Origin of the sequence: Bradyrhizobium sp. B117, from assembly GCF_038969555.1 — a bacterium.
Lineage (GTDB): Bacteria > Pseudomonadota > Alphaproteobacteria > Rhizobiales > Xanthobacteraceae > Bradyrhizobium.
The window spans coordinates 2,636,799-2,650,587 of the sequence record NZ_CP152414.1 but is presented as its reverse complement, the minus strand read 5'-3'; the positions used below and the strand labels follow the sequence as shown (position 1 = coordinate 2,650,587).

The 13,789-nt window shown below is 62.1% G+C and carries 14 protein-coding genes and 1 pseudogene; 4 read left to right on the top strand and 11 right to left on the bottom strand.

The window, feature by feature from the left end:
* Nucleotides 1–464: 464 nt before the first annotated feature.
* The 3 genes from AAFG16_RS12855 to AAFG16_RS12845 form a co-directional block, all read right to left on the bottom strand.
* Nucleotides 465–629: a DUF3309 family protein gene (locus tag AAFG16_RS12855; RefSeq protein ID WP_018646276.1), complete on the bottom strand. Its 165-nt coding sequence runs from the start codon at nt 627–629 to the stop codon at nt 465–467.
* A 236-nt stretch (nt 630–865) separates the two neighbouring features.
* Entirely contained in the window at nt 866–1,204 is a 339-nt protein-coding gene (locus AAFG16_RS12850) for a hypothetical protein (RefSeq protein ID WP_342739368.1), read from the bottom strand.
* A gap of 978 nt (nt 1,205–2,182) precedes the next feature.
* Nucleotides 2,183–3,046: a transglutaminase family protein gene (locus AAFG16_RS12845; protein ID WP_092216778.1), complete on the bottom strand. Its 864-nt coding sequence runs from the start codon at nt 3,044–3,046 to the stop codon at nt 2,183–2,185.
* Between the two features lie 328 nt (nt 3,047–3,374).
* Between AAFG16_RS12845 and ppk2 the strand changes: the two genes are divergently transcribed.
* Both ppk2 and AAFG16_RS12835 read left to right on the top strand, forming a co-directional pair.
* On the top strand, nt 3,375–4,163 hold the full coding sequence (gene ppk2, locus AAFG16_RS12840; RefSeq protein ID WP_092216779.1) for a polyphosphate kinase 2: 789 nt from the start codon (nt 3,375–3,377) through the stop codon (nt 4,161–4,163).
* A 364-nt stretch (nt 4,164–4,527) separates the two neighbouring features.
* A pseudogene (locus AAFG16_RS12835) lies at nt 4,528–4,715 on the top strand (hypothetical protein); the annotation flags it as partial.
* A gap of 101 nt (nt 4,716–4,816) precedes the next feature.
* Here the strand turns inward: AAFG16_RS12835 and AAFG16_RS12830 are convergent.
* The 8 genes from AAFG16_RS12830 to AAFG16_RS12795 all read right to left on the bottom strand — a co-directional run bounded on the left by AAFG16_RS12830 (nt 4,817) and on the right by AAFG16_RS12795 (nt 11,640).
* Nucleotides 4,817–5,497 carry an SOS response-associated peptidase family protein gene (locus AAFG16_RS12830; protein WP_018646271.1) on the bottom strand — a complete coding sequence of 227 codons (681 nt, stop codon included), beginning with the start codon at nt 5,495–5,497 and terminating at the stop codon, nt 4,817–4,819.
* 169 nt (nt 5,498–5,666) lie between these two features.
* Nucleotides 5,667–5,894 (bottom strand): hypothetical protein, encoded by a 228-nt coding sequence (locus tag AAFG16_RS12825; protein ID WP_143130627.1) that lies wholly within the window; start codon nt 5,892–5,894, stop codon nt 5,667–5,669.
* A gap of 174 nt (nt 5,895–6,068) precedes the next feature.
* Nucleotides 6,069–6,323, bottom strand: coding sequence for a hypothetical protein (locus tag AAFG16_RS12820; RefSeq protein WP_143130628.1), 255 nt, complete (start codon nt 6,321–6,323; stop codon nt 6,069–6,071).
* 305 nt (nt 6,324–6,628) lie between these two features.
* Entirely contained in the window at nt 6,629–7,312 is a 684-nt protein-coding gene (locus AAFG16_RS12815) for a hypothetical protein (protein WP_092216780.1), read from the bottom strand.
* Nucleotides 7,309–7,551 (bottom strand): hypothetical protein, encoded by a 243-nt coding sequence (locus AAFG16_RS12810; RefSeq protein WP_342739366.1) that lies wholly within the window; start codon nt 7,549–7,551, stop codon nt 7,309–7,311. Before AAFG16_RS12810 ends, AAFG16_RS12815 begins: the two co-directional genes overlap by 4 nt.
* 226 nt (nt 7,552–7,777) lie before the next feature.
* Nucleotides 7,778–8,233, bottom strand: coding sequence for a hypothetical protein (locus tag AAFG16_RS12805; protein WP_092216782.1), 456 nt, complete (start codon nt 8,231–8,233; stop codon nt 7,778–7,780).
* A gap of 158 nt (nt 8,234–8,391) precedes the next feature.
* Complete coding sequence (locus AAFG16_RS12800) at nt 8,392–10,974, bottom strand: hypothetical protein (RefSeq protein WP_092216783.1); 2,583 nt, start codon at nt 10,972–10,974, stop codon at nt 8,392–8,394.
* Nucleotides 10,975–11,259: 285 nt separating this feature from the next.
* Nucleotides 11,260–11,640 (bottom strand): hypothetical protein, encoded by a 381-nt coding sequence (locus AAFG16_RS12795; RefSeq protein ID WP_143130629.1) that lies wholly within the window; start codon nt 11,638–11,640, stop codon nt 11,260–11,262.
* 188 nt (nt 11,641–11,828) lie between these two features.
* On the opposite strand from AAFG16_RS12795, the gene AAFG16_RS12790 reads away from it, so the two are divergent.
* Nucleotides 11,829–11,954, top strand: a complete 126-nt coding sequence (locus tag AAFG16_RS12790) for a hypothetical protein (protein WP_283258615.1) — start codon at nt 11,829–11,831, stop codon at nt 11,952–11,954.
* Entirely contained in the window at nt 11,951–13,789 is a 1,839-nt protein-coding gene (locus tag AAFG16_RS12785) for an AAA family ATPase (RefSeq protein ID WP_248889911.1), read from the top strand. Before AAFG16_RS12790 ends, AAFG16_RS12785 begins: the two co-directional genes overlap by 4 nt.

Sequence of the window (13,789 nt, the reverse complement as noted above, 5' to 3'; positions counted from 1 at the left end):
AATATCTCAAAATCAGCACTTTGCATTGCAGCCGGGTGGCGGGTGAGAATTGTTACCAAACCAGTCAGGACTCACCCCACCGTTACTGGATTTTGGGAAGTGCATAGCTCTGCCCTGGTTGGTCGCCCCCGTGATTAGACCGAAGACCGCGATCATCTGGGACGCGGGGATCATGAGTAGCAGGCCGGCTACGATCGAGACATCCGGTGCAATAGCGACCACAGCGAGCAGCGGCATAATAGGGCCGAAGGAGCGCTTGTGTAGGCGACCCATCAGCCAGCCCAGGGTAAAGCGATCTTGCCGCTGCCTCGTCGTGCAGCCGCTGCAGCAGGACCGAGGCAGGCACAAACACCCCTTCATCGGCGGGCATTGTCGGCTTCAGCTGGTCGAGCTCGTTGGGACCCGGTACGCGGGGAAAGGATATTTTGGGAGGCGCCCGGTCGACACAGCCGACCCTGCGAGGGTCAGAGCCGACCCAGAAGTAGCAATACGACGAGGATGACCAGGATGGTACCGATGACCCCCATCCCACCGTGGCCATAGCCGTAGCCGTAGCCGCCGAAGCGGCCGCTGAAGCCACCAAGCAGGAAGATGATGAGGAGGATGATGAGGATAAGTCCGATCGACATTGTCCGACTCCTTTGGTGGGACCTTGTGGATATTGGGTCTCAAGTTTTGTCTGTCTTGCGATTCGTCGACCTCCTGCAAGAGTCCGCAGGCGACCCCGGATGGGAGCGGCCGATGCAGTTGACCGGATCACAAGGGCGCAGCCGCGCCATCGCGATCCAGTGCGCGCTCGAGCGCGTGTTGAGTGGGAATGGTCTGTGACAGAGGTTGCCACGCCCAAACAGCGTCGCTCGTGCCCTCAATACGGGGCGTAGTATTGGCGGCGATAGGGATACGGGCCGCCGTAGTAATCTGGCGCATAGTAGCCCGGCGCGTAGCCTGGCCCGTAGGCTCCGTAGGCCCCGTAGGCGGCGGCTCCAGCCGCGGCACCCAGGATGCCAAGACCAATTGCGGCCCCCGGAGCGCCATAGTAGCCGCGACCGCGGTAGTGGCGTCGGTAGTAGACTTCTGTCACTGCGGACGACGAAGCCGCTTGTGTCGGAAGAGTCGTGCTCGGCGAGATCGGAGCTGCCCCCGAAGGCAGCACCGAGGCGAGCGTCGCCGCACCGAAGAGTGCGACCGCAATCGCGTATTTCATTGTCTGCTGGTTCATGGTCGTATCCTCTCGAATTTGGAGCACCTCAAGCGGCAAGTCGATTGCGTGCCGCTGGCCGATAAAGAACCTCGACCCAGGGCGCTCGAGGCGCTGGTGGGAGCGGATCCGAGGATTCGTGGTTCTAGCGAACTCGCAGAGCCGCCTTTGTGCTCGCGCCGCGACTTAACCGATTACTTGGCGCAAGTTTTGTCCGCCTTCAAAGCCGCTTCTGCCGAGGCCTTTGTCGTGTGAGCGGCGCCGACAACCCTCATGCTGCCGCCGGCAGCAGGCTGGCTCTCGACGATCTGACACTTCATGGTCGCAGTATCCTGAGCCAGGTAGAACGAGGAGGGCGATTGGCCAACGGTTTTGCCAGTCTCAGCCGCGAATGACGGAGAAGCGAATGCGAGAACAGAGACTGTCGCTAATAGAATTCTTTTCATAGTATCCACCAATTCTTATGCGTCCGGAATGGGACAAAGAATGAACAGGGCAAGCCGACAAGAGTTCCAGCTATCGCCGATTTGTTTGTTTCGTGTGGATTGACGTGGGTCAGCGACAGCCCTGAAAGTCTGTCGACAGGTTATGCCAATCGCCCAATTCCATTCTGCCTAGCGGCGATCCTTCAGTGGGTGTTGCCGTTAGCGGGAATCATTTGGCTATAGCTGCGCTCCTCGCAAACATTCTCTCAATCATCGATGGATGCCGAGAGCAGGGCGGTGAGAAGTATTGTGCCGCAACGCGGCGCGAGCTCATGGTCAAAATTGCTCATTCAAGAAAATTTAACGAAAGGGAATTTGCCATCAGATTAGGACGGCATCACTGATCGCAACGTCACTCTTTGGCCCAAGCCCCACTGACGAGTAGGCGCAACAGGCGATGCCCATCATGAGCGGGCGCCTGAAGTCCCTTCTAGAAAACGTGAGGGCCTTGAAGCTGAACGACTGATCAGAAAGGTTGCCGAAGGTCCAATGCGTCGATCTATGATGTGACAAGAACTTCTACGGACATCCCGGCGAAGGCGCCGATGCTGCCGACGAAGCTGCCGGACACTGGAATCGTCTGCCGGATGTCGCGCGCGACCGCGACTGGGATCAGATTGAGGCCGCCGAGGCTGCGATTCGTCGGGTCGAAAGGGATCCAGCCGGCGCCCGGTACGAAGACCTCGGCCCACGCATGGGTTGATCCCGCATTGCTCGATCCGACGCTCTGTTGCTCTGGATTGTAAAGATAGCCGGAGACGATCCTGGCTCCGAACCCGAGCATGCGTGCTGCTTCGGTAAACAGCACCGCGAAATCCCGGCATGACCCCAAGCCACGATTTAATGTTTCTACCGGCGTTTGGGTACCCTCATCCTCACGGCTCTGGTACCGGACAGCTTCCGAAACGCCGACGCTCAGGTCCTTTAGCAGCGACAGCGTATCAGTCCGACCTCCTCGAACGAACATTTGTGCCCAATTTCGTAGGACCCCCGCCGTGTCCGAGAACTGGGGGAGAGCCAGGGCGCCGAGATCGGTCCAATCGTCATCAGAATAGCGGAATGGGTAAGACATGGCCGAGACAGCGATATCGAACACCGGCCATGCAACCGCGTCGAGCTGAAGCTCCGCGACGCTGGCGATCACCAGGTTGGAGGCTGTCATCTGAAACGTGGCCGTCGCGATTGCATTGCCAAACACATCGTGCGCCCAGGTCAAGGCCGCATGCGGCGTCACCGTGACGTTGCTCGAAATCAAACGAAGCTCGCGGCTTTCGCGCGGACGAAGCATCAAGCGGTGCGGCAACAGGTGCACGTGTTCGTTGAATCGATAGGTCGTCGTGTGAAGAACCTTCAGCGTAATCAACGCAAGCTCCAATCCGCGGCAGCGTCTGACAGGCCCTTATCCGGTGGTCCCCTCGGGAAGTATGGCCGAGTTGAACGTGCCCATGCAAATGTCAATCCAGACGACCGAAACCCGGGCGGATTTGCGGACGAGGCACCGAGCAAGAACGCTGCGATTCATTCATACGGTCATGTTGACGGGTGTCGAAGTGCAAGCACAACATCAGTTTCGCGGTGCGACAGGATCCGACAAGTGTGACGTGACCGCTGGTCGGAGGGCCGCAAATGATGGACAGCGTCGTGTCGGCGTGACAACCCTGGATAGTGAGGCGACTAGGAGGGATCGAACCATGAAGAACCGGCCACCGCTTCCGCAACATTTGAGTCGCCATAGGTATCACGCGCTGCTGGTCCGGCTGCAAATCGAGCTCGTCAAGCTGCAGCGCAGCGTGATTGAGCGCGGCCAGCGAATCCTTGTCATCGTCGAAGGTCGCGACGCCGCCGGCAAGGATGGCACGATCAAGTCGATTGTCGAACATCTAAGCCCGCGTGATACCCGCATCGTAGCGCTGGGGCCGCCGAGCAATCGGGAGCGGTGTTCATGGTACTTCCAGCGTCACGTTTCGCACTTGCCCGCGGCAGGAGAGATCGTGCTGTTCAATCGCAGTTGGTACAACCGTGCTGGAGTTGAGCGTGTCATGAATTTTTGCACCAAGAAGGAAACCGAGGAATTCCTCGAGACCGTGCCGGGTTTCGAAGCAATGATTGAGCGTTCGGGTATTACCCTGCTCAAGTACTATCTTGATATTTCGAAACAGGAGCAGAAGCGACGGCTCGCCGACCGCCAAAGGGATCCCCTGAAGCAATGGAAGCTGAGCCCGATCGATGCCAAGGCGCAGAAGCTTTGGAAGGCCTATTCCGAAGCCCGGGACAAGATGCTGGAACGGACGCACACCGTCACCTCGCCCTGGACCGTGGTCCGGGCCGGCGACAAGGAACATGCGCGACTTAATATCATTCGCGATGTTCTGTGGCGGCTGCACTATCCCGGAAAGCACCGTCGTCTCCACAGGCCCGATCCGGCGGTCGTTTTTCCTTACGATAAAGCCTGTTATGAGCGCGCCCTGATCGAGGCTTAGTTGGCTTACCTTGATGCCTCAGTTTGCATCGAGCGAAATTGTGTAGCCTGCATTTTCGAGAGCGGCGAGGACGGCTGTTGCGATAGTCTTGCATTCGTTGGGCTCTTTGTAAGTTTTCGGCCACGCCGTCCCGTTTCCCGCGTCCGGAAAATCAACGAAAGCTGATTGGATAGCGCGTTCGATGATCCTTTGGAGCTTCTCATCCCGTATCATTGCCTCGTCTCCCGCTTCTCGACGATCGTCACAATATCATCATTTTACCTAGAGCCGCTGCGGTACGCTGCCAATGCGCTGGAGTGCACAATATCCTGTTTGAAGGAGTAAACGTATTCTCGTTCCTCCGACGATCAGCGCAGGCGAGCGTAGCCCTCACCGATTTGCGACGCTCAAGCCGGGCCTCTTTGCGGCTGGCGACGTGGGGGACGGCGTCTATCGGCAAGCTGTCACGCCGGTCTCGGCTGCATGACGGCACTTGAGGCCACTCGCTTTCTCTTGGCCCAATGTCCTTCCAGCCGGCGCGCTTGTCCTGTTGAAGATAGGCTCAACCCTTAAGCGGCAGGTCGAGCAATGTATGGCTGTAATTTCAATTACATTCGAGTTCGCAGTTTTGTTCTGAGTGGCGCGCCATTCAGAACAGTCCAACGAACTCTGACTCAGTACGTCTTCAGCATTGTGAGCTCGCCGGCATCGGCTCGGTTTTTGGCGGCGGGTGCGGTCATCCAGGTCTCGATCTCGTCGGGCGTCGTCAGGATGACGGGCATTGCCTTCGGATGGATGGCGAAGACTTCGGCGTTCGCCTCCGTCGTCAGAAATGCAAAGAGGTTATTGGTGGTCTCGCCTTCCTTGACCTTCCGGACCGACGTCCAGTTGGTCCAGATGCCGGCGAAGCATGCGAGCGGACGGCTTTCGTCGAGCGCGAACCAGATGTCGCCGCCTTCGGCCTTGTTGAACTCGCTGAACGAGTTGAACGGCACCACGCAGCGGTGCTCCGGACCCAGCCAGCGCCTCCAGTGCTTCGACTTCACGTTTCGGATGTTGATGGTGCCGCTGTCCGGCTCCATCCGCAGCAACTCCTTGAAGTTGATGGTTTTGCCTTTCGCCTGCAGTTTCTCGGCGCGTTTCTTGGTTGCCTGCAGGAGGGCTTGCTGGGACGACGGCATCCCCCACCTTGCGGTAGCGAGCTCCCGGCCATCGGCACTATTGCGCACAATCGGCGCCCTGTAGTCCGGAAAGACGCCGGGCATCAGCGCAAGGTTGCCGACGTAGCGGTTGACGACGCGGAACAGAGCGCTGATAGCGGCTTGGTTGGTCGTGATCGAATAGAGATTGCCCATCGGTATTCCGGATCCGGCTGGCGGGTTCGTTGCTGGAGCTTTAGCAGTCTGGCCTCGCGGCAGCGACCGGGAGCCGGTCCATTGCGGCTGCGTTGTCTTTTTGATACCGCAGCGGGGCACTCGCCACGTGGGTAGCCGTACTTACCGGCGTCCGGCGCCGATTTACACGTCAGACCCGCTCGTTCGCGCGGCGATTGGCCTCGGCAATAGCAGCGTCGACATCTTTGATCAGAAACCGGATGCCCGGCGTCATATGGATCATAATCGCGTCGCCGGTACGCGTGTGACCGCCGCCTGGGAAGAGTTCATACGTATTCCCGTAGACGCCAAGCCCGTGACCAGCCTCCTGGATCCTTACTGACGTGTCCCAGCACGAATAAGTGCGCGGTTTGCCCATCTATCACTCCTCTTTCTACCACTGCGGGAGGCGGCCAGCCACCCGTCGGCACTCTGGGATTCACGGCGCCTAGCAATCGTGCCGTGAGTCCTTGATGGCTTACGTGCTACACTGCGCAAAATCGACAGTTGTGCGCTTCAAACCGCATCCGTCGGTGCCGGCTCGCGGGACAAACTACAGCAACCAGAAGAACGATTCGCGGCCCTTCACGTAAGCCGCCTCCATGTTGGCCACGCCGGCCTTGGTCATGACGTAGCCCTCCTCCTGGTCGACATAACGGCCCCCGAAGGCCTCGCAGAGCCGGTCAACGCGGTTCTTGATCCCGTGACCATCCTCCAGCGGGCGAACGATGACGCGACCAGAATCCGTCTTGTTGATCGTGAAGGGCGGAAACATATCGAGCTGAACACCAGACTTCGATTTAGACATACTGATACTCCTCTGCTCGCTTCCACGTCGAAGCTATGGCTCAACATGCCGCGACTGCGGCGGGCGCGTCGAGAGCCTTCGCAGAGTCGATGAAGGCATCATGATCGCGGGCTGGAAAGAGCTCAGGATGGGCCTTCTCGTCGGCGCAAAGCACGATCCTGAGCGCAAGGAAGAACCAACTCGGCGGAGGCCTCGCCAGCATGGTTAAATTCGCTTCTGAGGCGCCAAAGCGCGGACCTGGCGCTGTCCAAGCTTTTCCACAACTATCAGCGATGGCCGTCGGACTCGATGGCATCCATCCTCGGCTATCGATGAACCGACCATGTGCGTCGCGCTGACGCAGCGCCAGCGAACGACCGTTCTTCTTCTCGGCGCGTGCCTGCTGTTCGGCGGTGATCGGCGCGGTGCGCTTCGGCCCTGGCGTAGAAGGCGCCGACCTTCAGCTTGCCGGACGGCTTCCTGACGTAGAACACTCCGCCCTGAGACGACGGCGCCAGACCGGTCGTCTTCCCGGGCGTGCGCAGCGTCATCGCGAAGTCCTTCTTGGACAGGTCGTAGAGCGCCTTCGAATACTTGTCCGGCACGCCCCCGTAGGTCGAAAGCCGCGGCTTGGCCGAGTACGATCCGCTCGGGGTGAATCCCGGACGCTGGCCCGGCACCCAGGCGTGTCTTGCCGACGCGCCAGCGTCGCCGAGTCCGCGAACGCTCGCCATGCCCATGATGAACTTGAGGTAGGCGGCCTGGTCCGGCTTCACGAACGACTCGGAGAACGGGCTCACGTCGTCGATCTTGGCGATGGTCAGCCCGTACCCCGACTTGTTGAGGGTATACGGCGACGGGCGGTCGACCTTGCCGCGCAGCTCGGTCAGGAGGTCCTCGTTGGCGAACTTGGCGCTGTCCGTCAGCGTGAAGGCGAGGCCCTTGTTGATGGCCTTGCCGATCCTGTCGATCCTGCCGGCGACGCCGGCGTCCATCTCGATCCGGATCATCGCGACGCCCCATGGCGCACGATGACGCGGTTGATCCCGTCGAACGAGAAGCGGTCTAGCAGCCTGGATCGCGACGTGCTCACGGCGTCGACGGGCTTGAAGCCTGCGTTGTCGAGGTTCTCGAAGACGACGCGGCAGAGCTCCTTGGCGAACTGCTCGTCCGTCGGAATCCCGTCGCGCTTGCGGTTGCGGTACCGCCGCTGGCGTTCTGCGTGTGAGCGTGTCGGCTTCTCGTCCATGCCGAGACGTTACGCGTCACTACTGGTGACGAACGAAGCCGTTTTCGACGAAGGCGGAAATGCAGAAGCCCCGCAGGGGGTCTACCAGGGGTAGGTCTGCGGGGCTTCGTGTACGGCCAGCAAGTGGATCGCTCGCGACCAACGCGGATACAATCGTCTTCGGAGCTAAAAAGGTCAACGTGCGCCGGCGAACTATTTTCCGGACATGATGCGTCCGGTCAGCGGATCAGAACAACATCGCTCCGCCGGTCGACTCCGAGTCCTCGTCTAGGCGGTCGCCTGGGTGAACCAGCCCGTTGCGGCGACGGCGCAGCGTCTCCAACGTCTCCTCGACGGAGTAGCCGCGATCCCGCAACGACACCAGCGCCCTCTTGACCAGGTCGAACTCAGCGCCGGAACGATCCATGAGCCTTTCGCGGTCGCTGGTGACCAACGCTTCGACCAGCGCGCGGCCGACTTCGTCGATGGTCGGCGACTTGCGCCGGTCCATGTCAGCACGCCAACGCGCGGTCCTCATACGCTGTTTCGCGCGACGCAGCTCCACCGGCATGCGGCCCCGAGGCTTGAAGAATTGATTGTCCGGCCGATCCGGATCCCGAGCAAAACAAGTCCGGGTAACGTCGTCGATCTTCTCGATCATGGCGACGTCGTCCTGAGTCAGCCTGCGGCGAAGCTTCGCCATCTGTGCTCTCCCGTTCGGACCGGAAGATCCGATCGCTGTGCGCGCGGTTATCCGGCACGCCGCTGCAAGGCGCAACCGACGAAGATGAGGGCATGGGCCGGCGGCCTCGCGATCAGCGCGCCGCAGGCTCTGCATCAGGGCCCGGAGGTCTGCGACGATCAGGCCGGCGCCGCCTCCGGCCAGACGTCAGCGTCATCGAGATGATCGTGAGAACCGGACTTGCCGGAGGCCGGGCGCCCCTTGAGTTCACGGCGGGCTTCCTCGCGGATTCCAAGCTTCGAGCGGTAAATACGGAACCCTGGACGGCAGAATTCGAGCAAGGCTCGGCCGGTCTGCGTCTCACCGGAGCCCGGATTCCAGGGGCGGAGCCCGTTGACGAGGGGCAGCATGGTCGCCGGAATCATGGTTTCGATGGTCAGCGTCTCGCCGGAGGTCGCCGGGATGGCCTCGGAAGGCTGGTCGACGGGCTGGCCGGGCTGCCTCTCTCGGCTGTCTGTTCCAGTTACCCCCCGTACACCGGAGCATTCTGCACGGTCGGTCGCAATGGCCGCTGAGGGATGGTTTTCGGGCTCCGGAGCGACCGGCGGCGCGTCCATGATCACGGCCACAATGGCGTTGGCAGCCTTGATGGCGATGGCGGCATCCCAGTGATTTCCGACGGTCGTCCGATGCATGCCGGTCAGCTTGCGGACGGCCTTCTGATCGGGCACCGCGCCCGTCTTCGAGATCTCCAGCATCGCGTCCGCGATCCTGCGCACGCTGCGCTGGACCTGGACCCGGTTGCAGTGGACCTGGCCGATGCTCTGGGCGGCATGGATCTCCAGCTTCTTGAGCTCGGCCGGCGTCAGGTCGGAGGAAGCGGTGGCGCGGACGTCGGCGACCGCCTTCTTCACCTCCGCCTCGGCCGCCCGTAGGTCGTAGCCGCGGCTCGAAGCCCGGAGCCCGCGCCCGTAGGACTCGGCGACCTTCTTGGCGGCCACGCGAATGCTGTTCTCGGCCGCGGTGAGCGCCGAGGCGCGCAGCGTCCGCAGGTGGTCGGCCATGAATCGGTCTTCGAGCAGAGCGTCGAAGACTTCGACGCCGAGGCGGCGGCGGTCGAGTTCGGCGTCGACGCGGAGCTGGTTCAGCCGCTCCCAAAGACCGCACAGCTCGATGCCGCGCTTCCACGCCAGCGAATAGATGGCGCCGGACTGCGTCTCCGAGATGCCAGCCTCGACCATGCTGGCGACGCTTTGCTGGCGCATGGTGACAACAAGGTTCTGCTTCAGGTCGACATCGAGGATCTTGCAGAGCTCCGAGAGCGTCGGCAGGTGCTCGGTCTCCATGTCGATGCTCACGACGCGGGGGCTGGTCGGCTGCTTGACGTCTCCGATGTTCGCCAGGCCGCCGATATCGCCCCCGGCATCGATCGTCAGCGCGGCGGCGGCGGCCTCGAGCATGGCCATGCCGGTGCTCTCGTCGTACCAGACGCCATTTCCGTCCGGCAGATAGTAGAGATAATGCGGCTTGGTCACGCGCTCGGGATGAGCATCGTCGCGGACGAAATTGACCTTCTGCGGCCGGACCTTGAGCGTGTTCAGGTGGTCCTCGCACTCCTGCCAGGACTCGAAAACGTAGTCCTTGTCCACGCGGATGATCTCGCGGCAGTCGGTGCGCGTGTTGCCGTGGATCTGATCCAAGCCGACCCACTTTTTCAGGTGCACTGCGCGACGGTCGTTGTTGTCGCCGGCCCAGTGCCGGGTGTCGAAACGCAGGGAGTGCAGCGCGCCTTTGACGCGACTGACGGTCTCTTTGACGAATTCGTCGGCGGCGATCTCCTCCGGAGCCTTTCCGATGCCATCCAGGTACTGGATGCGCTGGATTGTCTTCTTGTCGCTGATGCCCTTGCGGCGCTTACCGGGCGCCTTCGGCGTCATCTCGAGATAGCGCTGATCCATGACGCTGGCGTCCGAGCGCTTGCCCTTCTCGACGTATTCGTCCTGCCAGCACGTGCCGCCGTTCTCCTGCGTCGACGATCCTCCAACATAGCCGGCGCTGCCGACGTAGCCGCGGCCGCCTGGATCGAAGCGATCGCGAGCGCTCTGATGGCGGGTGGTGACGACGCCGTCGGCGTCGTGGCGCTCAACGATGTGGGACTGCGCGCGCGGCTCGTCGGCCATGCGGCGGAGATATTCTTCCTGGCGGCAGTGTTCTCGGATGAGTGTGGCCTGCCGGGGGCTGTACGGCTTCTGCGATGCCTTGAGGTGTTTCGTCTTCACCAGCCCGGAAGTCAGCGCGTCCGTCGCGATCCGAAGATTGCGCTGGTAGGCCGTCTCGCTCGCCTTGACGGCCGGATCCGTCACCACGTGGTCGCGGGCCAGCCAGAAAGCGTCCCGCCGGAGGCGCTCGGCACGCTTGACGTCGACTTCGGCCATCGCGGCGACGGAGGCGATCGGCAGGTCTCGGAAGGATTCGGGATCCTCCTCATTTCCGAGCTCTAGCATGGCGTTCGCCAAGGACTCGATGTCGACCTCGTCGCGCTCACGGCGCTCGGCCGCCTTTTTCCGATTGTCGGCCAGCCGCTGCACGACCTTGCGGCTCTCGATCGAGAATTCGCGCTCGCTGTCCGGCAGGTCGTCGAGCAGGTCCGGTCGCGGCATCACGACGCGCACGACCGTGGGCCGACGACGCGCCTTCGCCGGGCCAGCGTCGGCCGAGGCGTGCGTCAAGGATTCGGAATGCGTGGTCGAGCTGTCGGTCATGGGGCCTGATGAGAGCGATCCGGCACCAGTCTCCAGCTGCAGGCGAAAAAGCGCAAGCCCTTTCCAAGGATTCGCGTGGTACTGACAGCCGACAGCGGGGAAAACTGCTGCAGCGCCACCGGTGCCCCAGCTTGGAGGCGCCGGAGCAGGTTCGAAGTCGGACATAATCAATTCGACTCTCGGAAAGTCCCGATCTGAGAACATTCAAAGAGTCGTAATGCAGCCGTAGGGTCGAAGCGTTGATCAGGCTGAACTTTTTCGGACGAGAATTCGAGTCTCGAAACGTCAGTAGCGCTGGCGAGGCTTTTTCGCCGCCAAGCGTCGGGCCTCCGCCTCCTCCGGATCGTCGCCGCTGTCGTTTGGGTCCAGGTGCCCGCCAACGGCTGCCGGCCAGTATGAATCCGCGTCCTCGAACCAGTCGCGCGGCGCGTTCTGACCGAAAATCAGCTCATGGGCCTGGGAAAACCGGTTCCAGCGCTCGGCGATCCGCAGCGGCTCGGTCGACCTCGCTTCGAATGGCGTAGGCCCCGCCGATGGGGCCATCTTGCCCATGTTGTCGATCCGCGGGTTTCTCGGATCGGCGCGGAGCCAATTGATCAGCAGCCGCTCGATGTAGGCCGACCTCGACAGACCCGCCTCCGATGCCCGGAGCGACAAAAGCTTCATCAGGTCGTCGTGGGCCCGCAGCGTCAGCCGGTTGTGGCGGATATCGTTGACGTCCCGCGCGACCGGGCCGCGCTTCTTCTTGGGAGGAAACCCTTTGCTAACCATTGGCCGGACGAGTCCTTGATTTCGTTATAACCACGTTGTAACGAAGTTATGCAGTGATGGCAACTTCGTACAGCGTGGATAGCATGACCAGCAAGGATTCGTCGAGACCGCCCGCGCCGGATGTGGACGACTATTGGATGGCGACGGTGATCGAGGACCGCGCCGAGAGCGCGCCGGCGCCCGAGCCGCAGCCGGAGGACGAGCGATGAGCAGCAAGGTCGACAAGGAACTGCTGTGGCTCGCGGCGTTCGTCTGCATTCCGAACTGGGCGGAGGCGGCCCGGGCCGCTACCGCGCGGACTACGGCGCTCGGGTTCGAAATGAACCTGCTACGGGACGGTTCGCTGCGCGACGTGAGCCCTCGCGCGCTGCTGGACATCGCGCATCGTCTCAAGGGGGACCACCCCACGCTCTCGCTGGCGTGGCGAATGCTCGCGCTGCGGACATCGGACGACAAGGCCCTCATCCACGAAGTCGTCGGCGTCGTCGTTTCCGTGGTGTCGAGCACCGACGGCGACGTGACGGATGCTCTGGCGCGGCTGCGCGTGTGGGACGCCGTCGCCGCCGGCAAGTTCACCGGCGATGATTTCTTCAAGATCGCCGGGCAGTTTTGGCGCGGCGAGCGCGAGTACATCGTCGCGCGGCTCGATGAGGAGAACCGGTGCAGCGGCGGTATCCCTGTCTGCGTGGAGCTGCTCGATCAGGGTCGCTGGGATGACGCTTTCGCCTGGTTGTCGGCGGAAACCGCGCGCCAGGCCGCCAAACTCGGCGTCGGATCGCCGCCGTCGCACGCCGACCGCAAGAAGCAGCGCATCCTGATCAACGCACATGTCGAGCTGCTGTTCGCGCAGGGCCGCCACTATACTGGCGAGCTGGCTCTCGCCTGGCAGATGATGACCTGTGATCCGGAGCGTCCGGAGTCGTTCAACGCGGTCCTGCCGCAGGTGACGTGGCTGCTGCAGCACTGGTCGATCATCACTAGCCCCATTCAGAAGGCGCGCCTGCACGACCGACTGCACGTCTGGTGGCTGGCTGCCCGTGGCGAATGGGCCGGCGCGACAAAACCGGTTTCAATCTTCCGAATCGCCGAGCGCGAGACGGCGAGCTGCACATACGAAGACAGCGGAGATTTCCCCCTGCCCGAACCGGATCCCGAGCCCGAGGATTTGCGGCCGGCGCCGCCGACCGTCGTCGTGATGCCGGCCAGGCATGCCGAGGAAAAGGGCCTTCCGCAGGCGTGGAAGGACCTGCGCGACCAACCGCTGCCGCTCGTCGTCTGCGACGACGCCACGTGGGTGCGAGAGAAACTGCAGGATGAGTATCCGCACGCGTATAGAGAAATCGCGCTGTTGACGCAGGATCTGCGCGACGACGAGCCGGTCAGAATGCGGCCGACCCTATTGTTATCGCCGCCGGGCTTCGGGAAAACGCGCGTCGTCAGGAGGCTGGCGGAGGTGATCTCGCCTCAGATGTACGTTTACAGGTTTGATGCCGCGTCCAGTTTCGATGGCATGTACGGTGGTACCCCCAAGGGCTGGTCGAGCGCGCAGGCGTCCGTTCCCGCTCGGGCGATCATGATGTCGAAAACCGCCAACCCGATTTCGTTCGTCGACGAGATCTGCAAGGCCGGCGAAAGCCAGCACAACGGCAATTTATGGTCCGCCATCACGCCGCACCTGGAACGCGAGACTGCGGCGCGCTACCGCGAGAGTGGCATCGATGCGGAGATGAACCTGTCGCACGTCGTCCACATCGCCACGGCCAATTCGATCGAGCGGCTGCCGTCACAGTTGCGCGATCGATATCGCGTGATTCGGATCCCGTCGCCCACGCTTGCGCATTTGCCGCGGTTGGCCGCGATCGTCGTGAACGAGCTGGCGGTCGAAAACGATATGTATGCCTCTCACGCCATCGAGCCGCTGGCGCCCGACGAGCTTGAAATCATCGGCCGCGCGTGGGCCAAGGAGCGGTTCAGCCTGCGCAAGCTGCGGCGCCTGGTCGAAGCAACGCTGGAAGCCCGGGACGCTTGCGCCAGGAGGCATTGA

Coding starts and splice junctions, on each gene's coding strand:
- AAFG16_RS12810 (WP_342739366.1), bottom strand. CDS start 7,551: ATGGACGAGAAGCCGACACGCTCACACGCAGAACGCCAGCGGCGGTAC.
- AAFG16_RS12815 (WP_092216780.1), bottom strand. CDS start 7,312: ATGATCCGGATCGAGATGGACGCCGGCGTCGCCGGCAGGATCGACAGG.
- ppk2 (WP_092216779.1), top strand. CDS start 3,375: ATGAAGAACCGGCCACCGCTTCCGCAACATTTGAGTCGCCATAGGTAT.
- AAFG16_RS12830 (WP_018646271.1), bottom strand. CDS start 5,497: ATGGGCAATCTCTATTCGATCACGACCAACCAAGCCGCTATCAGCGCT.
- AAFG16_RS12825 (WP_143130627.1), bottom strand. CDS start 5,894: ATGGGCAAACCGCGCACTTATTCGTGCTGGGACACGTCAGTAAGGATC.
- AAFG16_RS12820 (WP_143130628.1), bottom strand. CDS start 6,323: ATGTCTAAATCGAAGTCTGGTGTTCAGCTCGATATGTTTCCGCCCTTC.
- AAFG16_RS12850 (WP_342739368.1), bottom strand. CDS start 1,204: ATGAAATACGCGATTGCGGTCGCACTCTTCGGTGCGGCGACGCTCGCC.
- AAFG16_RS12790 (WP_283258615.1), top strand. CDS start 11,829: ATGACCAGCAAGGATTCGTCGAGACCGCCCGCGCCGGATGTGGACGAC.
- AAFG16_RS12855 (WP_018646276.1), bottom strand. CDS start 629: ATGTCGATCGGACTTATCCTCATCATCCTCCTCATCATCTTCCTGCTT.
- AAFG16_RS12785 (WP_248889911.1), top strand. CDS start 11,951: ATGAGCAGCAAGGTCGACAAGGAACTGCTGTGGCTCGCGGCGTTCGTC.
- AAFG16_RS12805 (WP_092216782.1), bottom strand. CDS start 8,233: ATGGCGAAGCTTCGCCGCAGGCTGACTCAGGACGACGTCGCCATGATC.
- AAFG16_RS12800 (WP_092216783.1), bottom strand. CDS start 10,974: ATGACCGACAGCTCGACCACGCATTCCGAATCCTTGACGCACGCCTCG.
- AAFG16_RS12795 (WP_143130629.1), bottom strand. CDS start 11,640: ATGAAGCTTTTGTCGCTCCGGGCATCGGAGGCGGGTCTGTCGAGGTCG.